21 protein-coding genes are annotated in these 24,633 nt (G+C 73.7%); 10 read left to right on the top strand and 11 right to left on the bottom strand.

Going from position 1 to position 24,633, the window contains the following annotated elements; genetic code table 11:
* Window positions 1-73: 73 nt before the first annotated feature.
* On the top strand, window positions 74-1,096 hold the full coding sequence (locus WMF44_RS20125) for an MlaD family protein (RefSeq protein WP_012236328.1): 1,023 nt from the start codon (window positions 74-76) through the stop codon (window positions 1,094-1,096).
* Between the two features lie 129 nt (window positions 1,097-1,225).
* Here WMF44_RS20125 and WMF44_RS20130 read toward each other — a convergent pair whose 3' ends face one another.
* Complete coding sequence (locus tag WMF44_RS20130; RefSeq protein ID WP_437300739.1) at window positions 1,226-1,441, bottom strand: acetyl-CoA carboxylase biotin carboxyl carrier protein subunit; 216 nt, start codon at window positions 1,439-1,441, stop codon at window positions 1,226-1,228.
* Between the two features lie 526 nt (window positions 1,442-1,967).
* Between WMF44_RS20130 and WMF44_RS20135 the strand changes: the two genes are divergently transcribed.
* Genes WMF44_RS20135 through WMF44_RS20145 form a run of 3 tightly spaced genes read left to right on the top strand, consistent with a single transcriptional unit; the run spans window position 1,968 to window position 4,277 of the window.
* Window positions 1,968-2,732 (top strand): hypothetical protein, encoded by a 765-nt coding sequence (locus WMF44_RS20135; RefSeq protein ID WP_437300740.1) that lies wholly within the window; start codon window positions 1,968-1,970, stop codon window positions 2,730-2,732.
* Between the two features lie 19 nt (window positions 2,733-2,751).
* Complete coding sequence (pyrF, locus tag WMF44_RS20140) at window positions 2,752-3,534, top strand: orotidine-5'-phosphate decarboxylase (protein WP_437300741.1); 783 nt, start codon at window positions 2,752-2,754, stop codon at window positions 3,532-3,534.
* Window positions 3,531-4,277, top strand: coding sequence for a TrmH family RNA methyltransferase (locus WMF44_RS20145; protein WP_437300742.1), 747 nt, complete (start codon window positions 3,531-3,533; stop codon window positions 4,275-4,277). The genes pyrF and WMF44_RS20145 overlap by 4 nt, the downstream gene beginning before the upstream one ends.
* 476 nt (window positions 4,278-4,753) lie before the next feature.
* On the opposite strand, the gene WMF44_RS20150 is transcribed toward WMF44_RS20145, so the two are convergent.
* The gene (locus tag WMF44_RS20150; RefSeq protein WP_437300743.1) at window positions 4,754-5,926 is read right to left on the bottom strand and encodes a cysteine desulfurase family protein; all 1,173 of its coding nucleotides are present in this window, start codon (window positions 5,924-5,926) and stop codon (window positions 4,754-4,756) included.
* Window positions 5,926-7,200: a hybrid sensor histidine kinase/response regulator gene (locus tag WMF44_RS20155; protein WP_437300744.1), complete on the bottom strand. Its 1,275-nt coding sequence runs from the start codon at window positions 7,198-7,200 to the stop codon at window positions 5,926-5,928. The genes WMF44_RS20150 and WMF44_RS20155 overlap by 1 nt, the downstream gene beginning before the upstream one ends.
* Before the next feature lie 294 nt (window positions 7,201-7,494).
* Here WMF44_RS20155 and lnt point away from each other — a divergent pair, with 294 nt between their 5' ends.
* Entirely contained in the window at window positions 7,495-9,210 is a 1,716-nt protein-coding gene (gene lnt, locus WMF44_RS20160; RefSeq protein WP_437300745.1) for an apolipoprotein N-acyltransferase, read from the top strand.
* Window positions 9,211-9,406: 196 nt separating this feature from the next.
* On the opposite strand, the gene WMF44_RS20165 is transcribed toward lnt, so the two are convergent.
* The 3 genes from WMF44_RS20165 to coaE all read right to left on the bottom strand — a co-directional run bounded on the left by WMF44_RS20165 (window position 9,407) and on the right by coaE (window position 12,418).
* A complete protein-coding gene (locus WMF44_RS20165) occupies window positions 9,407-10,057 on the bottom strand; it encodes a DUF72 domain-containing protein (protein WP_012236337.1) in 651 nt (216 codons plus the stop codon).
* 127 nt (window positions 10,058-10,184) lie between these two features.
* Entirely contained in the window at window positions 10,185-11,702 is a 1,518-nt protein-coding gene (locus tag WMF44_RS20170) for a ribonuclease H-like domain-containing protein (protein WP_437300746.1), read from the bottom strand.
* Window positions 11,703-11,767: 65 nt separating this feature from the next.
* Window positions 11,768-12,418: a dephospho-CoA kinase gene (coaE, locus tag WMF44_RS20175; RefSeq protein ID WP_437300747.1), complete on the bottom strand. Its 651-nt coding sequence runs from the start codon at window positions 12,416-12,418 to the stop codon at window positions 11,768-11,770.
* A 297-nt stretch (window positions 12,419-12,715) separates the two neighbouring features.
* Here coaE and WMF44_RS20180 point away from each other — a divergent pair, with 297 nt between their 5' ends.
* Window positions 12,716-14,719 carry a putative bifunctional diguanylate cyclase/phosphodiesterase gene (locus tag WMF44_RS20180; protein WP_437300748.1) on the top strand — a complete coding sequence of 668 codons (2,004 nt, stop codon included), beginning with the start codon at window positions 12,716-12,718 and terminating at the stop codon, window positions 14,717-14,719.
* 54 nt (window positions 14,720-14,773) lie between these two features.
* On the opposite strand, the gene WMF44_RS20185 is transcribed toward WMF44_RS20180, so the two are convergent.
* Both WMF44_RS20185 and WMF44_RS20190 read right to left on the bottom strand, forming a co-directional pair.
* Window positions 14,774-15,457, bottom strand: coding sequence for a cysteine hydrolase family protein (locus WMF44_RS20185; protein WP_437300749.1), 684 nt, complete (start codon window positions 15,455-15,457; stop codon window positions 14,774-14,776).
* Between the two features lie 66 nt (window positions 15,458-15,523).
* On the bottom strand, window positions 15,524-16,906 hold the full coding sequence (locus WMF44_RS20190; protein ID WP_437300750.1) for a nicotinate phosphoribosyltransferase: 1,383 nt from the start codon (window positions 16,904-16,906) through the stop codon (window positions 15,524-15,526).
* A gap of 145 nt (window positions 16,907-17,051) precedes the next feature.
* Here WMF44_RS20190 and folD point away from each other — a divergent pair, with 145 nt between their 5' ends.
* A complete protein-coding gene (folD, locus tag WMF44_RS20195; RefSeq protein WP_437300751.1) occupies window positions 17,052-17,915 on the top strand; it encodes a bifunctional methylenetetrahydrofolate dehydrogenase/methenyltetrahydrofolate cyclohydrolase FolD in 864 nt (287 codons plus the stop codon).
* Window positions 17,916-17,917: 2 nt separating this feature from the next.
* Window positions 17,918-18,670, top strand: coding sequence for a class I SAM-dependent methyltransferase (locus WMF44_RS20200; protein WP_437300752.1), 753 nt, complete (start codon window positions 17,918-17,920; stop codon window positions 18,668-18,670).
* Window positions 18,671-18,713: 43 nt separating this feature from the next.
* Here the strand turns inward: WMF44_RS20200 and WMF44_RS20205 are convergent, their stop codons facing one another.
* Both WMF44_RS20205 and WMF44_RS20210 read right to left on the bottom strand, forming a co-directional pair.
* Window positions 18,714-19,352: an ATP-binding cassette domain-containing protein gene (locus tag WMF44_RS20205; RefSeq protein ID WP_437300753.1), complete on the bottom strand. Its 639-nt coding sequence runs from the start codon at window positions 19,350-19,352 to the stop codon at window positions 18,714-18,716.
* The gene (locus WMF44_RS20210; RefSeq protein WP_437300754.1) at window positions 19,349-20,629 is read right to left on the bottom strand and encodes a hypothetical protein; all 1,281 of its coding nucleotides are present in this window, start codon (window positions 20,627-20,629) and stop codon (window positions 19,349-19,351) included. The genes WMF44_RS20205 and WMF44_RS20210 overlap by 4 nt, the downstream gene beginning before the upstream one ends.
* A gap of 123 nt (window positions 20,630-20,752) precedes the next feature.
* On the opposite strand from WMF44_RS20210, the gene WMF44_RS20215 reads away from it, so the two are divergent.
* Together WMF44_RS20215 and WMF44_RS20220 are read left to right on the top strand one after the other, a co-directional pair.
* Window positions 20,753-21,847, top strand: a complete 1,095-nt coding sequence (locus tag WMF44_RS20215; protein WP_437300755.1) for a DUF72 domain-containing protein — start codon at window positions 20,753-20,755, stop codon at window positions 21,845-21,847.
* Window positions 21,848-22,088: 241 nt separating this feature from the next.
* Window positions 22,089-23,654 carry a phytoene desaturase family protein gene (locus tag WMF44_RS20220; RefSeq protein ID WP_437300756.1) on the top strand — a complete coding sequence of 522 codons (1,566 nt, stop codon included), beginning with the start codon at window positions 22,089-22,091 and terminating at the stop codon, window positions 23,652-23,654.
* A gap of 37 nt (window positions 23,655-23,691) precedes the next feature.
* On the opposite strand, the gene WMF44_RS20225 is transcribed toward WMF44_RS20220, so the two are convergent.
* Window positions 23,692-24,630: a nucleotidyltransferase family protein gene (locus WMF44_RS20225; RefSeq protein ID WP_437300757.1), complete on the bottom strand. Its 939-nt coding sequence runs from the start codon at window positions 24,628-24,630 to the stop codon at window positions 23,692-23,694.
* Window positions 24,631-24,633: the final 3 nt, after the last annotated feature.

Raw genomic sequence — 24,633 nt, forward strand, 5'->3', positions numbered from 1 at the left:
CGCGCTGCGGCAGGTGGATCCTGGCCTATTTCCCTCCCCCGGCCGCCGCCAGATCGGAGAAGATAACGAACTCATGGCAAGCCCGCGATCGATCGAGGTCAAGGTCGGGATCCTCATCCTGACGGCGCTCGGGCTCCTCGCCACGTTCATCCTCGTGATGGGCGGGGTCAACTTCCAGCCGAAGTACTCGATCTACGTCGACTTCGACAACCCGGGCGGCCTCCAGACCGGGGCGCCGGTGAAGATCGCCGGCGTGGAGATCGGCAAGCTGAGCGAGATCCACTTCAGCGGCGGCAAGCTCGGCAAGGACGGCAAGCGCGAGCCGCTCGTGCGGATCCAGCTGCGCCTCGAGGAACGCTACCAGCAGAGCATCCACGACAACGCCACGTTCTACGTCACCACGCAGGGCGTGCTCGGCGAGCAGTTCCTCGCGATCGAGCCCGGCTCGACCGATCGGCCGGTGATCCCGCCGAACGCCGTCGTCCGGGGGCTCGATCCGCCGCGCCTCGACATGCTGCTCGCCGAGGGCTACGAGCTCCTGCACGCGACGGTCTCGGCGATGCGCGAGCACCGCGAAGAGGTCGGGGAGGCGTTCGACGGGCTCCGGAAGACGCTGAAGGGCACCGGCGAGTTCATGCACCGAAACCAGGATCGGCTCGATCGCATCGCCGAGAACGTCGAGCAGATGAGCGTCGACGGCACGGATCTCGTGAAGGACGCCCGGCAGCGGTACGTGAACAACCCGCAGATCGACCGCATCCTCGCGAACACCGATCAGCTGACCGGGACGGCCGCGCGCGATCTGCCGCCGCTCATGGCGGACGCGCGCGAGACGCTGGCGAACGCGCGCCGCCTCTCGACGACCGTGGGCGGCGAGACCGAGCAGGTCAAGATCAGGAAGACGCTCGACGACATCGCCGAGATCGCGGGCAGGGCGAGGGCTGCGACCGCCGACGCCCAGGAGGTCCTCGCCCACGTGAAGCGCGGCAAGGGGACGGTCGGCGCGCTCGTGATGGATGAGCAACTGTTCGACGATCTGCAGGAGCTCGCGCGAGACCTCAAGCACAACCCCTGGAAGTTCTTCTGGCGCGAGTGAGCGGCGCCGCGCGCGTCCTGTGAGGGTGCGCGACCGCGCGCCGGGCCGATGCCCCGGGCGTGAGCGCCCCGGGCGTGAGCGCGATGTACGTCCGTGGGCCGTCGGGCCCCCGCCGGCCCTGACGGCCGCTCAGGCCAGCTTGACCAGCGGGGCGCCTTCCGTGACGGCGGCCCCCTCGGTGACGAGGATCTCCTCGACTGTCCCCTCTTCCTCGGCCTCGACGGGCATCTCCATCTTCATGGACTCGAGGATGACGACGACGGTCCCCTCTTCGACCTTGTCGCCCGGCTTGACCTCGATCTTCCAGACCGTACCGGTGATGTGCGCCTTGATGACGTTCGCCATGGGCGCGCGACGCTACCGGAGAGCCACTGAGAATCCAACGGGGCCGTGGTGAGCGACGGGCGCCCGCCCTCGGGCGGCCCCTTCTCCGTCATGCCCTGGGCGCCCTCCGCGACGGACCAGACGGACCAGTTCGTCCGGCGACGGCGCAGGCGCGCGCTGACAACCGGGGGGAACGGAGGTGAATCACGGAGGACCAAGGAGGACCAAGGAGAACCGAGGGCGCGCGAGCTGACCGAGAGGGCCGAGGTGACCGAGGTGACCGCGGTGAACACGTGGAGGTGCGGTGGAAGGGACGGAGCGCAACGATTTCCGCTGGTACCTGCGGTGCACCACGGCGATACTCTGGCTGGCGGCTCCGCGACGCCTCGACATCACGAGGGTCGTGGCGTTCGCGAATAATTGCGTCAAAGCCGCTCTGCGGGTCAGAATCGTCCTGCTCGGTGGCCCTCCGGGGGCGACCTGCAGGTCCCCGCACCGCCCCTTGGTAGCCCAACCGCACGCGCTCGATCGAAGGAGCCACGAGGTCATGTCGGAACAGAAGGAAAGCTCGGTCCTGTTCTCGCTCAAGGAGCTGATGAACCTCGAGGAGGATCGCATCAAGAGCGAAGAGGCCCAGAAGGCCGCCGCCGCCGCCGCCGCCGAGAAGGCGCGCGTCGAGGCCGAGCGCGCCGCGCGTGATGCCGAGGAGCAGCGCATCCGCACCGAGGAGGAGCGCCGTCGCAACGAGGAGCGCCGGTCCCGCGAGGAGGCGGCGCGGCTCGAGGCGATCCGGCAGGCCGAGATCGAGAAGGCGCGCGTCGAGGCCGAGCAGAAGGCGCGGCTCGAGGCGATGGCCGCGCAGCAGCACCACGAGCGCTCGCTCGCGGCGCTGCAGCAGGACGAAGGGAAGAAGAAGCTGCGCAAGCTCCTCATCGGCGGCGCCATCGCCAGCGTGCTGGTGATCGGCATCGTCACGGTCGTCGCCGTCGACTCGGCGCAGAAGAACGAGGCGCGCATCCAGGCCGAGGCCGCGAGGGCCCGCGAGCTCGAGGAGGCGAACAAGCGCCTCGAGGCGCAGTTCAAGGAGTCCGAGGGCAAGATGGCCGGGCTGCGCGATCAGCTCGCGACCGCCAAGGACGAGGCGACGCGCCTCGCCCTGCAGAAGCAGCTCGAGGCCGAGCAGCAGAAGCAGGAGCAGCTGCGCCGCGGAAGCGGCGGACGCCCGGCCGCGGGCGGCGCGCCGGCGAGCGGCGGCGGCGCCAAGGCGCCCTGCAACTGCGCCCCTGGCGATCCGCTCTGCAGCTGCCTCTGACGCGGAACGGGGTCCCTGAATGGCGAACCACAGCTCCGTCAGGCAGAGAACGAGCCTCGGCGGCGGCTCGCTCGACGAGGCGCGCCGCAGGCTCGTCTTCCCGCTCGACTACGCGAACCTCGACGAGGCCAGGGCGGCGGCGACCCGCATCGCCCCCTCGATCGGCGTGCTCAAGGTCGGCCTGGAGCTGTTCGTCCGCGAGGGGCCGAGGGCGGTCGAGATCGGCAAGTCGCTCGGGCTCGACGTCTTCCTCGATCTGAAGCTGCACGACATCCCCGAGACGGTGGCGCGGGCCGTGGCGGGCGCCGCCGCGCTCGGGGTCCGGTACCTGACGGTGCACGCCGCCGGCGGCGCCGAGATGCTGAGGCGCGCGGCCCACGAGGCGGCGCGCTCTCAGGACATGATCCTGCTCGCCGTCACCGTGCTCACGTCGCTCGACGACGGCGATCTCGCCGCGCAGGGCGTGCAGGGGAGCGCGTCCGAGCACGTGGTCCGGCTGGCGCAGCTCGCGCGCGGCGCCGGCGTCCACGGGTTCGTCGCCTCGCCGCACGAGGTCCCCGCGCTGCGGGAGGCGCTCGGGCGGGGCGAGCTCATCGTGACGCCGGGCATCCGCCTCGGTCCAGGCGCAGGCGGCACACAAGGCGATGATCAGAAGCGCATCGCCACGCCCTCGGCCGCGATCTCGGCCGGCGCAGATCTCCTCGTCGTCGGCCGGCCGATCCGCGACGCGGCCGATCCGCTCGCCACGGCGCGCTCGATCGTCCAGGAGATCGCGCACACGCTCCACCCTCCGCGCCCGTGAGCCGCCTCGTCTACGGTCTCCAGCCGGTTCGTGAGGCGATCCGCGCGCACGGCGCGCGCGTCGGATGGGTCCTCGTCCAGCGCGACGGCGGCCCGAAGCTCGACGCGCTCGCGCGCCTCGCGGAGGGCCAGGGCATCCCGACCGAGCGCGCGCCCCGCAACGAGCTCGATCGCCGCAGCGCCGGCGGGCGCCACCAGGGGGCCGTGGCCTCGGCGCCCGAGCTCCAGATCGTCGGGGTCGACGAGATCCCGGTCGTCGAGGAGGGCCAGCCCGGCGCCGGCACGATCACGGTGGCGCTCGACGGCGTCATGGACCCGCAGAACTTCGGCGCGGTGATCCGCAGCGCCGTCGCCCTGGGCGCCCGGGCCATCCTGTGGCCCGAGCACAGCTCGGCGCCGCTCACCCCGGCGACCTTCCGGGCGTCCGCGGGCGCGATCGAGCACGCGAGGCTGTGCCGCGTCCCCTCCTTGCCCGACGCCCTCGAGGCGCTCGCCGCCCGAGGCGTCGCCGCGATAGCGCTCGACGCCCAGGGTCCGGTGGAGCTCGGCGAGCTGCCCCTGACCGGCCCTGTCGCGATCGTCATCGGCGCCGAGGACAAGGGCACGCGCCGCTCGGTCCGCCGCGTCTGCCAGCACGTCGCCCGGCTCCCCATGACCGGCCCCATCGCCTCGCTGAACGCCTCGGTCGCAGGGGCGATCGCGCTCTACGAAGTCGTCCGGCAGCGCCGCGCATCGAGCGCGTAGCCGGACAGCGCGCTCGGCCGCTCGCGGCGCGCCTCCATGTCCCGGTCACCAGCACGCGCGCGCGCCGCGACGTGGCCTGGCAGCACCGCCGCACGTCGAGCGTGAGCTCATCCGAGCGCTGGCCTGGACAGCCCTCGATCGATGCGTCCGGAGCCGGCGTGATCGCGCGCCGCGAGATCGCCGGGCAGCGCCGCGGGACGACTCGTTACATCAACAAAATTGACAATAAATTCGAATGGATACAAACGAAACCTGAAGCGAAGTCGAGCACCTCGTCGAACGCTGAACAGGCTCACAGCGAGACGACCGAATCGATCCATTCAATGGATCGACCAAAAGAATCCACAGCCCCCTCGAAAAGGTCAATCGCTGCGAAGAGATACCCCTGTGGACTCACCCTTCTCTGCGCGCTTATCCGGAATGGCTCGAGGGATGGTTCAAGAATCGACGGGTTCCCGGTAAGCGACGGGATCGGCTCAGCTTCCGGCTCGAAGCGATCGCAGGCGGGAGAGCACGCGGGCCACGCGGCGCGTGGCCTCGACGAGGTCGGCCTCGGCCGTGTCCTCGCCGATCGAGAAGCGCACGGCGGACGCCGCGCGCTCTGGCCCGAGCATCGCCGTGAGGACCGGGGAAGGCTCGGCGGTCCCGGCGCTGCAGGCCGATCCGCTGGACACGGCGACCCCCTCCAGGTCGAGCGCGGCGCAGAGCTCGTCGCCGCGCCAGCCGGGCCAGGAGAGGTTCGTGATGTGGGGGGCGCGGTCGCCGTCCCCGTTGCGGATCGGCGCGGCGCCGGCCGCGCGCCCGATCTCGACGAGCTCGGCCTCGAGGCGATCGCGGAGCGGGGCGAGCGCTGCGTAGCGGGCAGGACCGCCGATCGCGCGCCGGGCGGCCACGGCGAAGCCGGCCGCGGCGAGCGGGTCCTGCGTCCCGGGCCGCAGCCCGCGCTCCTGGGCGCCTCCGAGCAGGACGGGCCGGAGCCGGATGCCAGGCCGGACCGCGAGGGCGCCGATCCCCTTCGGCCCGCGGATCTTGTGGGCCGCGATCGACGCGAGATCCGCCCCGGCCCACGCCTCCGGCGGGAGGCGTCCCACCGCCTGGACGGCGTCCACATGGAGGCGCGCCCCGCGGGCGTGGACGATCGCCGCCGCCTCGGCGATCGGCTGGACGACCCCCGTCTCGTGGTTCACCGCCTGGAGGCTCACGAGCCGCACGGGCGCGACGGCCGCCGCGCGATCCACGGCGGCCGCGATCGCCTCCGGCGCGACGCGGCCGGATGGCTCGGGCTCGATCCACGCGACGTGCACGCCGCGGCCGGCGAGCGCCTCGGCGGCGCGGGTCACCGACGGGTGCTCGATCCGCGAGACGACGAGCGCCCCGGATCGATCGTCGAACGCGTGGCAGAGCGCGAGGTTGTTGGCCTCGGTGCCGCCCGAGGTGAGGATCACGTCGCGCGCGTCGAAGCCCGTCAGCCGGGCGACCGCCTCCCGCGCCTGCTCGATGAACGCGCGCGCCCGACGCCCGGGTCCGTGGACGCTCGCGGGGTTGGCCCAGGCCACCTCCGCCGCGGACTGCATCGCGGCCAGGACCTCGGGGTGCGGCGGCGTCGTGGCGTTCCAGTCGAGGTAGATGGCGCGAGCGGCCGGGTGCATCAGATGGACGACGAGGGATCGGTGGGAGGCGACGAGGGCGGGCCGAGCCGCCCGGGGGAGCTGCCGTCGTCCTGGAAGGGCGCTCGCCGGGCGACCGTCAGGTAGAACGCGGCCCCGGTCAGCGTCTCCCCCTCGATGATCTCGTTGCTGGGAGACGCGACGCGCACGTCGCCGCCGAGCCCCCGGGCGGTGCGCCGCGCGATCGCGAGCCCGACGCCGACGCCGCCGTAGGCGCGCGTGGCCGAGCCGTCGACCTGGTAGAACGGCTCGAAGATGCGCGACTGGCGGTCCGGCTTGACCCCGGGCCCGCTGTCGGCGACGCAGAGCTCGTAGTGCCCCGACTGGAGCACGGTGACCCGCACGCCCGCGGTGCCGCCGGCCGGCGTGAACTTCGCCGCGTTCTCGAACAGCTGGATCATCGCCCGCTGCAGGCGGCCTGCGTCGCCCCACGCGGGGAGCGGGCCGCGCGGCAGATCCTCGACGAGCTGGACCTTCCCCTCGGCGAAGCGGTCGGCGACCTGGGCGAGGGCGCGCCGCGTGGTGTCGAGGAAGTCGTACTCGGAGTGCATGAAGCGCATCCGGCCCGTCTCGATGCCGGTGACGTCGAGGAGGTTGTCGATGAGCGAGCGGAGCCTGCGGACGCAGTCCTCCATCGCGAGCAGCGCCTTCTTCTGCGCCTTGTTGAGCGGGCCGAGCTCCTCGTCGGCGAGCAGCTTCACGTACCCGACGATCGGGGTCATCGGGGTCGCGAGCTCGTGGGAGATGTTGCGGTAGAACTCGGTGCGCGCGGCGTCGAGCTCGCGGAGCCGGGCGTTGGCGCGCGAGAGCTCGGCGACCTTCTGCTCCAGGTGGGCGACGATGCGCTGGCTCTGCTCGCGCAGCCGGAGCGGCCCCTGGGACGCGGGGAGCTCCTCGCGCGCGCCGCTGAGGTAGCGGGCGATGATCGACGGGAAGGAGCGCGCGTCGATCGGCTTCTGGAGAAAGCCGTCGCAGCCGACGGCGAGGCTCGTGTCCCGGTCGCCCTCCGCGGTGATCGCCACGATGGGGACGCCGGCGAGCGACGCCTCGCCGCGCAGGCGCAGGGTGACCTCGAACCCATCGAGGCCCGGGATGTTCAGGTCGACGAGGACGAGGTCGGGGTGCTGCGTACAGGCGAGACGTACCCCTTCGAGCCCGTCGGCGGCCTCTAGGACCTCGTAGCCCGCGTTCTGGAGCAGCTTGCGGACGAGCAGGCGGTTCGCGGGATCGTCCTCGATGTGAAGGATCTTCGACATGGGCTCTGCGTGCGCATAGTAGTCGCGATCGTGGGGGTTCAGGCACGTTCTGCGCGAACTTCCACCACCTGGCCAGGCTGCGCGGGCGCGCCCAATGCCGGGCTCGTCCGCTCGGAGCGCTCGTTTGCGGTGCAAGTTGCCAGGCTCGCGCCGTGCGGGTCGCCAGGCTCGCGCCGAGCGGGTTGACGGAGGGACAGCGTCCCTTCAATACGGGGCCGCCATGCTCGGCCCTTCCAGGTTCCGCTGCGCCGCCGTCACGACGGCGCGCTCCATTCCCTTCGTCGGGCGCTCCCGATGACGACCGCGCACCAGCAAGAGAGCGAGGCTGCCGTCGCAGACGCCGGGGGTGGAGAGACCGCCGGCCTCGCGCTGCCGGGCGCGCCGCGCAGCGCGGGCGACCCCCCCGCGCGCGCAGCAAGCGCGGCGCGCGCGCTGCCCGCGCGCCTCGCCTATGCGCTCGCGGCCCTCAGCGGGCTCTTCTACTTTCTCGGGTTTCCTGGGATGGATCTCTGGCCGATCTCGTTCTTCGGCCTCGCCCCGCTGATCGTCGCGCTGCGCGGACAGACGCCCGGGCGCGCGGCGCTGCTCGGCTGGATCGCCGGCTTCGTCATGACGATGACCGGCTTCTACTGGCTGCTCGAGATGCTGCGCGTGTTCAGCGGATTCCCCACGATCCTCTGCGCGCTCTTCATGGCCATCCTCTGCGGCTACCAGGCCGGGAGGATCGCCCTGTGCGGGTGGCTCTACGGGCGGGCCGAGGCGCGCGGATGGCCAGGCTCGGTGGCCTTCGCGCTCGCGTTCGTGACGAGCGAGCTCGTCTTTCCGCTCCTCTTCCCCTGGTACTACGGCGCATCGGTCCACAACGCGCCGGTGATGGGCCAGGTCGCGGATCTCGGCGGCCCCTACCTCGTCGGCCTGGTGCTTGTCGCCGCGAACCTCGCGATCGCCGAGCTCGTGACGCACCGGCTGGATCGCGCGAGCCCCGCGCCGGGCGAAGCCGGCCGCGACGCCGGCCCGCCGCGACGCGGTCGCCCGCTGAACCGCGCGGTCGTCGCGGTGGGGATCGCCGCCCCCGCCCTCGCCGCCGTGTATGGCGTCCTCCGGATCCGCGCCGTGGACGCGGCCGTCGCCGCGGCCGAGCCGATCAAGATCGGGATCGTCCAGCCGAACCTCGCGCTCTTCGACCGGCGAAACGCCCACAAGATCCACGTGAGCCGGACCCGGGAGCTCGCGCAGCAGGGCGCGGAGCTCGTCGTGTGGAGCGAGGCGGGCGTGCCGCAAGCGTTCCGCGAGTCGGCCTACCAGCGCGAGGTCCAGCGGTCGCTCACGGGCCGCCTCGGCGTCCCCACGGTGGTCGGCACGGTCATCCACCGGCAGGCGGCCGACCGGAACGAGCGCGGCGTGAGCTTCAACACCGCGCTCATGGCCGGCAAGGATGGCGAGATCCTCGGTCGATACGACAAGCAGTACCTGCTCGCGTTCGGCGAGTACCTCCCCTTCGGCGAGCTGGTCCCGTACCTCTACAAGCTGTCGCCGAACTCGGGCCGCTTCAGCCCCGGCACGTCGCTCGCTCCGCTCGAGTGGGACGGCCACAGGCTCGCGACGATGATCTGTTACGAGGACATCCTGCCGCACTTCGTGAACAAGCTGGTCGCCCAGGGCGACCCCGACCTCCTCGTCAACCTCACGAACGACGCCTGGTTCGGCGACTCGACGGAGCCGTGGATCCACCTCGCGCTCGCGAAGATGCGCTCGATCGAGCACCGCCGCTACCTCGTGCGCGCGACGAACAGCGGCGTCTCCGCGATCGTCGACCCGGTCGGGCGGGTCGTCACGCACAGCGACACGTTCAAGGAGCAGTCGCTCCTCGGCGAGGCCCGGTTCATGCGCGCGCAGACCGTCTACGGGACCGTGAAGGACATCCCGTGGTACGTCGCCGCGGCCGCGAGCGCCGCCATGGCGCTGTTCACGCGGCCGAAGCGCTGGCGGCTCGAGCGCGGCAAAGCCTGAGCCGCCAGCGCATTCGCGTGGCACACGCCGACGCCGCCCGCGCGCGGCGCGGCGGACGCTCGAGCGACGCAAGAGCGGCGGTCGCCCGCACAGGAGACGGGCCCAGATCGGCGTTTTCGGCGCGGAAGCGTACTCATGTACGCTGAGCACCGAAAACGTCGAGATGGGCCCGTATCCGAAGCGGGCGACCGCCGCTCTAGAGCTTCATCGCCTTCTTGAAGCGCTTCGCGTCGGCGAACATGTCGACGTTCGTGAACACGTACGTCGCGTCGTCGTGCTTCGCGCCGCGCGCGATCTCCGCGAGCCGCTCGATCGCCGGATCCTCGTAGCGCGACTTGTGCCCCGCGGGACCGTGCAGGCGGTAGTACGCCACCTTCAGCCGCGAGAGCCCCGCGTTCAGCGGATCGCGCGCGGCGAGCGCGCCGACCTCCTGGGTGAGCTCGTCGCACTCGTCCGGATCCCACCCCGGCGGAGGCTCGAAGACGACGCGCTCGAAGCGCTTCTTCACGTTGACGAGGAAGTCGCGCAGGATGGCCTTGTTCGCGCGCGTCGGCGTGAACTCCGGGGGGCCGACGAAGACGGCGAGCTTCGCCTCGAGCTCATCCGCGACCGCCTCGATGCTCTTGAGCGCCGTCTCGATGACCTTGCCGTCCCGAAACCCCTCCTGCCCGATCTCGCGCGGACCGAGCAGGGCGAAGCGAAAGCCGCCTGGAGCTTCGCGCCGCCAGCGCCGGATCGTTCCAGGTCCCGGGAGGGACACATGGGTCTCCTGCACCTCCACGAACATGAACTCGCGGAAATAGCGCGTCGCTGGGACGGGAAAACCGGCGCAGCCGACGGTAATCATCGCCCCCACCCTAGCCCACGCGCGCGCTGGCGAGAAGCCAGACCGATGGATTTCTCGATCGGCTCGCCCGGGCGCCCGAACGATGACGCCGGGGCGCGAGGACGTGGTGGACGCAGTGCATGCCCGCTCACTCTTCCCTCTCCCTCGCGTCCCCCTCGCCCCGCGACGCCGCTGGCTCGGATGGCTCGGAGCACGGGCGCGCAGGAGCGCCGTCGACCGCGCCCGCGGCTTGCCCGAACGGCAGCGCGAGCGCCGCGGCGCTGCGATCGACCTTGCGCTGCAGGCGGGCCCGGCGGCGGGCCTGCGCGGGCTCGGGCTCCGCGGTGCCCTGGTCGGCCAGCTCGAGGGCGCGGGCGAAGGAGCGCACGTGGTGCTCGTAGAGCTTCGCGAGCTCGAGGCGCACCGAGGGATCGTCGATCTCGGCCGCGAGGGCCTCGTAATCCGCGAGCGCCCGCGCCTTGTCCCCGCGCGCCTTCGCGATGTCGCCGCGCGCCCGCCGCGCGACCGCGCCACCGCCGCGCTCGACGGCCGCGTCCGCGAGCTCGGCCGCGCGCTCGAGCGCGCCCGCCCGCCGCAGCGTCGCGGCCACCCCGGCGAGATCGCCGGCGGCGAGGCTGCCGAGCGGCTCGCCGTAGAGGCCGACCAGCGCGACCATGGCGAGGACGTCGGCGGCGTTGTGCTCGACCACGCCGATCAGCGCCTCCTCGTCGCCGGTGCGCAGGAAGTGGGCGTAACACGCGACGATCTCGCCGCCGGGCACGTCCCCGACGCGCACCCGGCCGAGCACGTCGTGCTCGAGGGCGATGAGGGTGCGGCTCTTCAGGCGGGCCTTGTGGATGCGGCGAGCGACGTGGACGAGATCGAGGTGCGGCAGCTCGGGCGGCGGCGGCAGGCGGTTCATCACGTAGCGCGCGCGCAGGAGCGGCATGTCGAACGCCTTGCCGTTGTACGTGACGATCATCGAGGCGGCGGCGAGGCGCTCGGCGAGGCGGCGCAGGATGGGCTCCTCCTCGCCGAGGCGGCGCAGGAGGAGCTGCTCCATGACGAAGCCGTCGGACGAAGGCTCGCCGAGCGGCCCCGCGCTGTCCGCCCCGGGGTCGAACCAGGCGAGGCCGATCAGGAACGGCACGGTGCCCGTGCCGCCCGCGAGGCCCGTGGTCTCCGTATCGAGGAACAGCGCCCGCCGCACGTCGCAGCCGGCGAGCGCCGGATCGAGCGAGAGGAGCGCGAGCATGGCCGGGTCGGCGTCGCGCGCGGCGACGAGCGGCGCGCGGCCGACGCGGGCGGCCGCGAGCGAGCGGGTGCGGCTCGCATAGAGCGGCCCCCCGGGCGTCTGCTCGACATGGAAGGGGAGCTCGCCGCGCGCGGGATCGGCCCTGGGGGTCGGCGGCGCGCCCCGGGCGACGATGCGGGAGATGCGCTCGCGCAGATCGTCGAGCGACGGTCGAGCGACGCCCGTCGAGGGCGATGCAGACGCCGCGGCCAGCGCCGCGGCCGCCGGTGCGGGAGGAGCTTCGGAAAAGCCGGCGCCGTCCACGGCGGGACCGCGATCGAGCGACGCCTGCGCGACGGCGAGCGGCGCAGGGCCGCGCCGCTCCGCCGGGAGCGGTCCGAGCCGCGCGAGCTTCGACTTGAACGACGTCATCGGCCGGTCGCGAGGTTTCCACGCCGGGCACTGCGCATCAAGTCAGTGGTCCAGCGGAGGCCGCTTCAGGGACCCTGGCCCGATCCCTGGAGCGCGGCGCTGGGACCGACGCCGAGCTTCGCCCGGATCGCGGCGAGCACCTCGTCGGCTTGCCGCTCGGTCTCGGCGCGATCGCCGGAGTTCTCGATGACGTAGTCGGCCACCGCGACCTTGCTGGCGAGCGGGAGCTGCGCGGCGAGCCGGGCGCGCACGTGGTGCTCGGTCGCGCCGTCCCGCGCCATCGCGCGGGCGATCTGGACCGCCTCGGGCACGGCGACCACGACGAGCGGGCGGAACGCATCGGCGACCCCGTTCTCGACGAGGAGCGCCGCCTCGTAGCAGGCGAGCGGCTCGCCCTGCGCCTCCAGCTCGGCAGCGCGCTCCAGCGTGAGCGCCGTGATGCGCGGGTGCACGATCGCGTTCAGCTGGCGCCGCTTGTCCGGATCGGCGAACACCACCGCGGCGACGCGCGCGCGATCGAGCGAGCCGTCCGGCGAGACCACCTCCGGGCCCAGGGTGCGCACCACCTCGTCGAGCCCCTCGGTTCCCTTCGCCACCACCTCGCGGGCGAGCGCGTCGGCGTCGATGACCGGAAGCCCCCGCGCGCGAAAATGAGCCGCCACCGTGCTCTTGCCGGATCCCAGGCCGCCGGTGAGCCCGAACAGGACGATCCCCATGGCCGCTTCAGCCCCCTCCCTGGCGTGACCGGCACGCCTCTCCGCTGTCAGATCTCGACCCAGCATCACAACGCATCGCGTCAAAACCGGCCTTCGTCGTCCCCACGGTCGAGCGCGGCCGGTGTCGGAAGGAGGTGCGACATGCGCCGGCGCCCACGTCTGCCCGGAGCGCCTGCTCGCCTCGTGACCACCACGACCCGAGCCTACCTCGAAGGGGGGTCTGCGACCGTCGAGTTTCCTCGCCGTCGGCGCTTAAGAAGTCCGCTTCTCCGGGAATGCAACTACCATAACGGGGTGGTGGCAAAGATCGATGACCGGCCGGAGTCGAGCCTGCACGCCGCGTTCGATCGCTCGGACGCGCACCGCGGCTCGCCGGACAAGCAGCTCGCGTCGTGGCTGTCCGAGCTCGACGTCGGCGTGATCGAAGTCGACGCCGAGCAGCGCGTGGTGCGCGTCAACGGGGCAGCGGAGCGGCTGACCGGCTGGTCGATCGTCGAGGCGCGCGGCGCGCTGCTCGATCGCGTGCTCCGGCTGATCCCGGCCGCGGGGACGACGAGCGGAGATCCGGACATCGACGTCGGAGAGATGACGGAGCTGTTCGACGAGGGCGCGCCCGCGAAGGCCGCCGCGCCGCCCGCGCTCACGCCGCGGCGCGAGCCGGTGGCGCCGCTCGCGCCCGTGATCATCGACGAGGGCGCGCTGCGCACGCCGGGCGCGCCGCTCGCCGCGCCCGAGGCAGCCGCGGCGAGCAGACCGACGTCCGCGCGGTACACCGCGCTGCTCGAGCGCCGCGACGGCTCGGTCATCCCCGTCGTCCACACGATCGGCACGCTCACGGGGCGGCCCACGCGCGAGAGCCAGCGCGACTCGAGGCCGCCGCCCGCCCCCGGGCAGCTCATCCTCTTCCGCGAGCTCGGCGCGCCGGGGCCCTTGCCGATCCACCCGGCCAAGCCCCGCTACGACGCGCTGACGCGGCTCCTCGATCGGTACGCGATCATCGATCGCATCGAGGAGGCGCTGAACGACTGCAGGGCGAACAACACGCCGTACGCGCTCTGCTACATCGACCTGGATCGCTTCCGGCTCGTGAACGCCACGTGCGGGCACGAGGCGGGCGACGATCTGCTCCAGTGGGTCGCGACGCGCGTGCACGAGATCGTCGGCCCGAAGGACGCGGCCGGGCGGATCGGCGGCGACGAGTTCGTCCTCTTGCTCGCGGACAAGAGCGAGCGGGAAGCGGAGCGGATCGCGCGCGACCTGCAGATCTGCCTGCTCGAGTTCCGGTTCGGGTGGGCGGAGAAGACGTTCTCGATCGGCGCGAGCATCGGGCTCGTCGTGCTGACCCCGCACTTCGAGCGGGCCGTCGACGTGCTCGGCGCCGCCGATCACGCGTGCCGCATCGCGAAGGAGAACGGGCGCGGGAGGCTGCAGGTCTACCTCGACGACCAGCAGATGACGACGAGCCGGCGCTCGATGCAGTGGGTCGCGAGCCTGCAGCGCCACCTCGCCGAGGGGCGGCTCCGGCTCTACTCGCAGGGCATCCACCCGCTCATCAAGCCGGGCGCGGCGCACACGCCCCGCGGCGCGCACTTCGAGGTGCTCGTGCGGCAGCTCGGCGAGGACGGCCGGTTCTACTCGCCGGTCGGCATCATCCAGGCGGCGGAGCAGAGCGGCCTGATCCACGTGATCGATCGCTACGTCGCGCGCCAGGCGTTCCGGCTCATCGGCGCGCTGCCGCAGCACGCGCTGAGGCGCCTCGACACGTGCTCGATCAACCTGTCGGGCGTCTCGCTGCTGCGCGAGGGCCTGCTCGACTTCCTCGTCGAGCAGCTGCACCGGGCGCAGGTGCCGCCGAGCAAGATCTGCTTCGAGATCACCGAGACGGCGGCGCTCGCCAACCTCGGCGAGGTGCTGTGGTTCATGCAGGAGCTCGGCGCCATGGGGTGCCGGTTCGCGATCGACGACTTCGGCAGCGGGCACGCGTCGTACGGCTACCTGGAGAGCCTGCCGGTCGACTACGTCAAGATCGACGGCATGTTCGTGCGCGATCTGAAGGACAACTCGCTCCACCGCGCGATCGTGGAGTCGGTGCACCGCATCGGCGACACGCTCGGCATCAAGACCGTCGCCGAGCAGGTGGAGAACCAGGAGATCGCCGATCTGCTCACGTCGATGGGCATCCACTACGCGCAGGGGTGGCACTTCGACAAGCCGCAGCCGCTCGTGGACCTCTGCGGGTCGCTGCGCGCCCAAGGCCAGCCGAGCATCCCGGACGCGACCGGCTCGCCGGAAGGCCGCTGACGCGATCGCGGCGGGAGCCCGCCTGGGCTCGCCGCGCGATCCGCTGGATCCTGCTCAGAAAAGAAGCGCTGACGCCGTCGTGAGCGTGACGCCGGCGGCCTGCATCTCGGCGAGCGCGGTGGCGACCCCGGCCTCGGTGATGCCGGCGACGGCGTCGGTCAGGAGCACCGTGCTGTAACCGCGCTGGGCGAGGCCGAGGGCGGCGGCGCGGACGCAGTAGTCGGTCGCCACGCCGTAGACGACGAGCTCCGGCGCGCCGCCGAGCGCCGCGGAGAGCTCGCGCAGGAACGCCTCGGCGAGCGGGTTCGCGAAGAGGCTGTAGACCTCCTTCTCGAAGTAGACGGCGTGGCTCCTGCGCGCCGCGAGCTCGCGCACCGCCGCGTCGATCGGCGCGCGCTCCACGTTCGGGAGGAAGCGGAAGCGCGGCGGCAGCGTCCCCTCGACCTTCAGCCAGCCCGGCGTCCCCTTCACGCAGTGGTCGGGGAAGCCCGGCTTGCCGCCCTCGGGGGCCGGCGTGTCGTTCGACGCGAACTCCCACGCGTCCCACGCGTGCGAGTCGACCGAGCCGACGATGGGGATCCCGTGCGCGACGGCGTGCTCGGTGAGCCTCCGGAACAGCGCGTTCGGCGAGCCCTTCACGTACAGCGCGCCGGTCTCCTCACAGAAGTCCCGCTGGACGTCGACGTCGACGAACACCCTCGGGGGCGAAGATTGTCGGGGCCATTGACCGCTCGCCATGTCGTCGTCTCCTGTCGTGGGGGGCGCGCGGCCTCTCGCGGCCGCGCACGCCAGGGGTCTCGCTCGCTACCGCTGTCCTGCGCCGGAGACGACGCGGGCGCGCACCGCCTCCACGAGCGCGCCGAGCCGCGGCGACACGTCGGCCGCGAAGGGCGCGCCCTGCTCGGGCTCGTCGTCGATGGAGAGGAGCGCGTCCGGGAGCCCGGCGAGCTGCGCGCGCGCGCGCAGCCGGACGGCGTCGAGCCCCTCGGGCGGCGCGACCCGGGCGCCGCGCGCCATCACGGGCGCGAGCAGCGGCTCGGCGTCGGGGCTCATCGGCTCGCCCTCGAGCGCGATCACGTCGCGGGCGAGCTTCCCCGATCGATCGCGGAAGCGGTGCACCTGGTGCGCGCCAGGCAGGGTCGCCTTCCCTTCCGAGAACTTCGCGATGGGCGTGCGCTCTCCGCCCGCGCCCCGCTCGACGTCGCCGATCTCCACGAGCTTGTAGACGCCGCCGAGCGCCGGGGCGTCGATCGACGTCACGAGGTCCGTCCCGACGCCGTAGAGGTCGATGGGCGCCCCGGCGCGCCGGAGCTCGGCGATGCGGTGCTCGTTCAGATCGCCCGAGGCGACGATCTTCGCCGACGTGCAGCCTGCGTCGTCGAGGATCTTGCGCACGGCCACGCTGAGCGCGGCGAGGTCGCCGGAGTCGAGCCGGACCCCCTTCAGCTTGTCGCGCGCGATCGCCGCGGCGCGCGCCGCGCCGACGAGCGTGTCGTAGGTGTCGACGAGCAGGATCGCCGCGCTCGGGAAGACGGCGACGTAGGCCTCGAACGCGGCCTGCTCCGTCGGGTGGGCCATGGTCCACATGTGCGCGGCCGTCCCGATCACCGGGATGCCGAAGCGCATCCCGGCCTCGACGTTGGAGGTGCCGACGCAGCCGACCGCGTACGCGGCCCGCGCAGCGTCGATCGCCGCCTCCGGGTGCGCCCTGCGGGTGCCGAACTCGATGACCCCCGCGTCGCCGGCGGCCAGGACGACGCGCGCGGCCTTCGACGCGATCGCGGTGGCGTGGTTGATGGCGGACAGGGCGAACGTCTCGATGAGCTGCGCCTCGATGAGCGGCGCCGTGACGCGCAGGACCGGCTCGTTCGCGAAGAACGCGGTCCCCTCGGGGATGGCCCAGACGTCGCCGTGGAAGCGGAAGTCCCGCAGGTAGCCGCAGAACGCCGGCGTCATCGCGTCCGCGAGGGCGGGCAGCGCGCTCAGGTAGGCGATCTGCTCCTCGGTGAAGCGGAGCTCCTCGAGGTAGCGCACGACCCGCGCGAGGCCCATCGCGACGAGGAAGCGCCGGCGCCGGGGCAGCCGCCGCACGAAGAGCTCGCACGTCGCGACGCGCGAGGCCATGCCGCGGTGGAAATAGCCCGCCGCCATGGTCAGCTGGTAGAGATCGGTGTGCAGCGCGTCCACAGATCATGGCTAGAGACGCTGGACGTACGGGTCAACCGGAAGATCGCGTGGCGTGAGGCGGTGCGCCGGCCATCCTCGCGATCGCTCCCCGGGCCGCTGCGGGCAGCCCCCCGCGACGGCCGCGGCTGGACTAAGCTCCGCGGCCATGGCGGCGAAGATCCTGGACGGCAAGGCGATCGCGCAGAAGGTCCGCGACGAGGTGCGGGAGGGGGTGGCGCGCTTCGTGGCCGCCCACGGTCGGCCCCCCGGCCTCGAGGTGGTGCTCGTCGGTGAGGACCCGGCCAGCGTGACGCACACGCGGAGCAAGGAGCGGATGTCGAACGAGGTCGGCATTCGAGGACGGCTCCGCGCGCTCCCGGCCGCGACGACCGAGGCCGAGCTGCTCGCGTGCGTCGCGGAGCTCGACGCGGACGACACCGTCGACGGGATCCTCGTCCAGCTGCCGCTGCCGGCGCACATCCGCGCGCACGCCGTGCTCGACGCCATCGATCCCGCGAAGGACGTCGACGGCCTCCACCCGGTGAACGCAGGGCTGCTCGCGATGGGCCGCCCGGGCGGCATCGCGCCGTGCACGCCGGTCGGCTGCATGCGCCTGCTCGCCGAGGCGGGCGTCGAGCTCGCCGGCGCCCGCGCGGTGGTGGTGGGGCGGAGCAACCTCGTCGGCAGGCCGATGGCGCAGCTGCTGCTCGCGCGGCACGCGACGGTCGCGATCGCCCACACGCGCACGCGCGATCTGAAGGCGCTCTGCCGCGAGGCCGACGTCCTCGTGGCGGCGGCGGGGAAGGCGAAGCTCATCGGCGGCGACTGGATCAAGGAAGGGGCCACGGTGATCGACGTCGGCATGAACCGCGACGACGCGGGCAAGCTGGTGGGCGACGTCGATTTCGACGCCGCGAGGGAGCGGGCCGCCTGGATCACGCCGGTGCCCGGCGGCGTCGGCCCCATGACGATCGCCTCGCTGCTCGAGACGACGCTGCGCGCCGCGGAAGCGCGCGTCGCGAAGCGGTAACGATGGCCGTGACGAGTGGGCTCGCGCCCGCGCCGCAGCCCGGCGCCGACGGGGAGGCCGCCTCCGCCGCCGAGCGCGCCGCGGCGTTCGTCGCGCGCGAGACGGCCGTCGCCCGCCCGCCGTTCGTCCCCGAGGTCAAGCTCCACCTGGCGACCGAGGTCACGCCGCTCTGGCACGCGACCGAGGCGGCGCTCGCGCGCGCGGGCGTGCCGCCGCCGTACTGGGCGTTCGCGTGGGCGGGCGGGCAGGCGCTCGCGCGGTACCTCCTCGATCATCCCGCGGCGGTCTCGGGCAAGCGCGTCCTCGACCTCGCCTCCGGCGGCGGAGTCGTCGCGATCGCCGCGGCGCTCGCCGGCGCCGCGCGCGTGAGCGCCGCCGACATCGATCCGTTCGCCGCGGCGGCGCTCCGGCTGAACGCGGCCCTGAACGGCGTCACCGTCGACGTGATCACCGAGGATCTCACGGCGAGCGCCGCGACGGCCGCGTGGGACGTCATCGTGGCGGGCGACGTCTGCTACGAGCGCGCGATGGTCGACCGCGTGCTCCCGTGGCTGCGCCAAGAGGCCGCGCGCGCCACCGCGGTGCTCGTCGGCGATCCCGGGCGCGCCTATTGCCCCTCGGAGGCGGTCGAGGAGCTCGCGCGGTACCAGGTCCCCACGTCGCTCGACCTCGAGGGCCGCGAGCAGCGCGAGACGCGGGTGCTGCGGCTGCTGCCGCACCCTTCGGGCCGCGAGGGGGGGCAGCCCGGCCTGTAGGCGGCGTCCGGAGGCGCGGCGCCTCGCCGGGCCGAGGCGCCGCCTACGTCGCGCCGAGCCGCCCTCCGTTCAGCCGGCGCACGTGCCCCCCGATCGCCGCCGCGAAGGCCGCGTCGTTCGTCGTGAGGAGCGTCGCCTTCCCCTCCGCGCGGCGCTGCTCGATGAGCTCCAGCACCGTGCGCGCCCCCTCGGCGTCCAGCCCGTTGGTCGGCTCGTCGATCACGAGCAGCCAAGGATCGCCCACCAGCGCCGCGAGAAGGAGCGCGCGCTTGCGCTGACCGAACGACAGCCTGGAGAGCCGCTGTCGATAGAAGGCGGCCGCGCCGAGCCGGTCGATCCACGCGCGCCACGCGCCGTCGAGCGGCGGCGCCTGCTTGAGCGCGCGCACGAGGGCGCAGAGCTCCGCGACCTGGAGATCGGGCAGCGCCTCGGTCGCGTCGGGCGCGTAGCCGAGCCGGCGCCGCGCCGAGGCCGCGGCGCCGTGGACGGCCTCTCCCGAGAGCGTCACGGCGCCGCGATCGGGCTCCAGCAACCCGACGACGACCCGCAGCAAGGTCGATTTGCCGGCGCCGTTTTCGCCCATCACGACCGCCACCTCCGAAGGTCCGCAGCGGAGTTCGACGCCCGAGAGCACGTCCCTGCCCGAGAGCCGCTTGTGGATCCCCGTCGCCTCCAGCGTCACAGCGCCCTCCCCTCTCCTGCCGCCGCGCCGCGCCCGCGACCCGGCGAGAGCCAGCGCGCCCCGGCGGGCACCGAGAGCAGCGCGGCGGCCGGAGCGAAGGCCGCGAGCGCGAGATCGCCCAGCGTCCACGCGGCCGCGATCGACGCCGCGATCGCCGCGAGCACCGAGAGCAGCACCCGGCTGCTGTCGCGGCCGTCCTGCCGCACGGACCACCGGACGCAGCCGAGCGCGATCGCGGCGAGGAGCAGCCCCGCGAGCCCCGCGCCACCGACCAGGCGCAACGTCACCGAAGGGGCCGCGCCGGTGAGCGCGCCGACCACCGCGCCGTGCCCGAGCGCGAGCGCGACGGACGGCGCGGCCACCGCCGCGACGACGGCGCCCGCGCGGAGCCCGGCCGCCGCGCCGCACGCGTCGAGGAGCCACGCGAGCCGCCGCTCCTCGCGCAGGACGGGACCGGAGAGGCCAGCGCCCGCGCAGAGCGCGACGGGCGCGAGCCCGACGAGCGACCCCGCGGCGAGCGGCCCGCCGCCGAGCCGCCCGCTGTTCCGGGCCCAGGCCGCCGCGGCGAGCGCGCCGATCGCCGCGAGCGCGAGGCCCCGCACGAGCACCGCGCGGTGGCCACGGACGAGCGCCGCCAGGTAGGCGAGCGCGAGCGCGACGAGCGCGGGCGCCGCCGATGGGATCATCGAGCGCTCGCGGCCGGCGGGGATCTCTGGAGCGCGGGCGACGGCCGCGCGCAGCCCGACGGCCAGCGCGGGCGCGGCGCACGCGAGCAGCACCGGCGCCGGGGCCCCGAGCGCGATGGCGCCCGCGAGCAGCGCGAGGGCCGAGAGCTCGCGCGCGCCGCGCGGGCGGGCGAGGAGCATGCAGCGCGCCGCGAGCGCCGCGGCGCCGGCGGCGCAGCCGGCGAGCGCGCCGGCGCCGACCGCCCAGAGCGCCACCCACGGGAGCTCCGCGACGGCGAGGAGCAGCGCGTGAGCCGAGAGCAGCTCGCGGCGCGGGACCGGAAGCGCGCGGAGAAAGAACGTCGCCGGAGCGCGGAGCAGCGCGCGCGCCGCCGGCGTCCCGACGAGCAACCACGCCCCCCACAGCGCGACCCGGAACAGGGGCGACTCACCCGCGATGCCCGTGAGCTGCGAGGGGTGCATCCCGTTGCCGCCGAACACGACCGCCGCGACGAGGCCCATGCCCATGTACAGCGGCATGGCGCGCGCGAAGGCGTCCTTCCCGGCCGTCGAGACCAGGACGCGCACGACGAGGGCGAAGCGGCGCAGCACGTCACGTGCTTGTACCGCACGGCGGGCCGGATGCTCCCCGCGGAAGCGCATGGCCAGCGCGGCGGTCGTCCCCGCCGCGTGGCCGGTGTCGCGGAGCGCGCCGGAAGCAGTAGACTCGACCGGGTGAGCCGCTCCCCTGGGCGCCGTGGTCCCAACCCATCGCAGCTCTCGCTGTTCGGTCCAGCGCCGGAGCCCGCCGCTGCCGAGGCGGCGCGCGAGCGCGACGCGATGGCGGCGGTCTACGACGACGCCGCTCGCCTCGCGGCGCGGCTGCCCCCGGGGCTCCACCTCGGCACGAGCTCGTGGAGCTTCCCCGGCTGGCAGGGCCTCGTCTACGCCGCGCGGCAGAGCACGGAGGAGCTCGCGCGCGACGGCCTCGCCGAGTACGCCCGGCACCCGCTGCTCACGACGGTCGGAATCGACCGCAGCTTCTACGCCCCCGTCCCCGACAGCGACTTCCGCCGTTACGGAGCGCAGCTGCCGGACGGCTTCCGCTGCGTATCGAAGGCGCTGCACGCCGTCGTGTCCCAGACGCTGGAGCGATCGCAGCCCCCGCCGGCCGAGGACGAGGGGCGGAGCGCGGGCCCCGCTCGCCTCGAGCCGAACCCGGATTTTCTCTCGGCGCCGCTCTTCCTCTCGCGCGTCGCCGCGCCGCTGCTCACGGTGTTCCGGGCGCACGCGGGGCCGGTGCTGCTCGAGCTGCCCCCGGTCGGCCCGCCCCACCGGCTCCCGCCGCGCGCGTTCTTCGAGCGGCTCGACGCGTTCCTCGGCGCGCTGCCGCGCGAGCTCACCTGCGCGGTCGAGCTCCGGGAGCGCGCCTATTTCACCGGCGAGTACCGGGAGATCCTGGGCGCGCGCGGCGTCGCCCACGCCTACAGCTACTGGCGCAACATGCCGTCTCCCGGGGCCCAGGCCGAGGTGGTCCCCGTCTCGAACGCCCCGTTCGCGGTCGTCCGGCTCTCGCTCAAGCCCGGTCGCCGCTACGAGGCGGAGAAGCGCCGCTTCCACCCGTTCAACCAGGTGGTCGAGCCGGATCCCGAGATGCGCGCGGAGGTCGCGCGGATCCTCTGCGAGGCCGCGGCGCTGCGCATCGAGAGCTTCACGCTCGTGAACAACAAGGCCGAGGGCTCGGCCCCCCTGACGGTGCGCGCCATCGCCGAGGAGGTCGCCGCGGCGTGGCGCGAGCCCAAGGCGCCCGCGACGACCGCCGGCGGGTGAGCCCGACCAGGGCAGGACGGAGCGGGCCGGCGCGACGCGCGCGCCGGCGCCGCGGAGAGGACAGGCTGGAAAGGGTCGCCGCGCGGGCGGCCTCGGGGCCGGCGCGGCGCGCCCCTCCCGGCCACCGCGCGCGAAAAGGGCTCTCCTCGCCGTACCATCCGTGCAACACCTCGTGCACCACGGCCCGAGCGCCGGCGCGCCGGCCGCGGCAGAGGACGCGCACAGCGCTTGGAGGTGCCCAGTGAAACGCAGTGAAGCTCCGGCCCGCGCCGATGTGGTCATCGTCGGTGCCGGCCACAACGGTCTCGTCGCCGCCGTCCTCCTCGCCCGCCGCGGGCTCGACGTGGTGGTGCTCGAGGAGAAGGACGCGGTCGGCGGCGCGGTGAAGACCGAGCACCCCTTCCGGAAGGCGCCGGGCCTCGGCGTCTCGAGCGGCGCCTACCTGCTCGGGCTCGCCCCCCCCGAGCTGCTCCGCGAGGTCGGCGTCGCCCTCCCCCTCCGGCGGCGCGATCCGCACTATTTCCTCCCGACCACGGACCGGCGCTACCTGCTCTTCGGCTCGGACCAGGCCGCGATGAAGCGGCAGTTCCTCGAGTTCTTCTCCCAGGAGGACTGGGACGCGAACAGCGCGCTCCAGGCCGAGCTCGCCGCGCTCCGGGACGACATCGCCCCGACGTGGCTCGCGGAGCCGCTCTCCATCGAGGAGACGGCGGAGCGTTACGTGCGGCCCGCTCTCCGGCGGACGTTCGTGGCGCTCTGCCGGGGCACGATCTCCGACTACCTCGCGCGGTTCGGCTGGAAGAGCGACCTCCTCAAGGCGATGTACGCCGTGACCGACGCCTTCTCGGGGCTCGCGGGCGGCTTCGAGTCGCCCGGCACCGGCATGAACTTCCTCATCCACAACATGTGCCGCCTCCCCGGCGCGGACGGGACCTGGATGATCGTCGAGGGCGGGATGGGCACGATCTCCCGCCTCTTCGCCGAGAAGGCGAGGGCCGAGGGCGCGACGATCGTCACCGGCGCCCGCGTCGCGCGGATCGAGGCGTCCGGGGGCGCCGTCTCCGGCGTGCTCCTCGAGGACGGCACGCGCATCGCCGCGAAGGTGGTCGTCTCGAACGCCGATCCGTACCGCACCCGCGCGCTCGCCGGCGAGGCGGCGATCGGGGCCTCGCTCTCGGCGCGGCTCGACGCGCTCGCGAAGGACGGCTCGACGCTCAAGGTCAACATGGCGCTGACCGGCCTGCCCACGTTCACGTGCCTCCCGGAGGATCGCGGGCAGTTCGGGCCGACCATCCACCTCTTGCCGGACGAGGACGTCGTGATGGACACGCTGCGGCAGGCCCACCGCGACGCGATGAGCGGGCGCCTCCCGGAGTTCCCGGCGATCGAGTGGTACTTCCACACGCCGATCGACCCGAGCCTGCGCGACGCGGAGGGCCACCACAACGCGGCGCTCTTCGTGCAGTGGGTCCCCTACGCGCTCGCGGGCGGCGAGACGTGGGACGAGGCCGCGCCGCGCTACGTGAAGCACCTCCTCTCGATCTGCGATCGCTTCGCGCCTGGGATGAGCGACCTCGTGCTGGAGACGTTCACGCTGGCGCCGCCGGACATCGAGCGGCACTTCGGGATCACGAAGGGGCACATCCACCACATCGACAACAGCTTCGGCTTCGCCGATCGCGTGCCCTACCGGTTCGGGCTCGCCGGGCTCTACTCGTGCAGCGCGGGGACGCACCCGGCCGGGTCGGTCATCGGCGCGGCGGGGCACAACGCCGCGAAGGCCGCGCTCGCCGACCTCGGCAAGTGAGGCGTGCGCCGACGGTCAGGCCGCCGCGCCGGCGCCGTCACCCGGCCGCGCGCGCGACCGTCCCCTTCGCCGTCACCACCGCGCGCTCGAGCGGGGCGCCGGCGCCGAGGACCACCCGCGCTCCCGACCAGACCACACACCCGCGCGCCGCGCCCGCCCCCTCGACCCGCGCCCCCGCCCCGACGACGCTGCCCGCCACGTCCACGCCTTCGGCGACGGACGCCCCCGGGCCGACGTAGCTCCGCAGGCCGCGCTGCGAGAGCCAGTGCGCGCTCGCCGCCAGGTACGCTGCCACCGTTCCGATGTCGTGCCACACGGCCGGCGCCGCGAACGTCGCGAGCGAGCGCCCCTCGCGCAGCCACGGCAGGTACACGTCCCCCACCATGCACCCGCGCGGCGGCAGCCTTCGCCGGAGCGCCCCGCCGACCACGTGCACGCCCACGAAATCGCCGCCCGCGACCTCGTCGCCGAAGCGCTCGCCGCGGAGCCGCACCACCTCGCCCCGCGCGCCGACGCCGACCGTCCCCTCCCCGGCCGGCCGCGGCGCGACCGCGAGCGTCGCGCCCGCGCCGTGACGGCCGTGCGCCGCCGAGAGCGCCGCCACGTCGAGATCGATCAGGATGTCGCCGTTCCAGAGGACCACGTCGCCCTCGCCGAGCGCGCCCGCCGCGTTCGCGAGGCCCCCGGCGGTGCCGAGGGGCTCCGGCTCGTGCAGGACGTCGACGGGCACCGGGAACGCCGCGAGCAGATCGCGCGAGAATCGCTCCGCGAGGTGGGATTTGTTCACCGCGACGCGAACGACGCCGCCCGCGGCGAGCCGCTCGGCGATGTGCGCGATGAGCGGCCGATCGCCGAGCCACAGGAGCGGCTTCGGCATCTCGTCCGTGAGCGGGCGGAGCCGGGTCCCGAGCCCCGCCGCGAGGATCATGGCAGAGGCCATGGCCGCGAGGATCGCCCCTTCACGGGGAACGTTCAAGAA

The organism is Sorangium sp. So ce426, from assembly GCF_051475585.1.
In the GTDB taxonomy this organism is placed as follows: Bacteria; Myxococcota_A; Polyangia; order Polyangiales; family Polyangiaceae; genus Sorangium; species Sorangium cellulosum_B.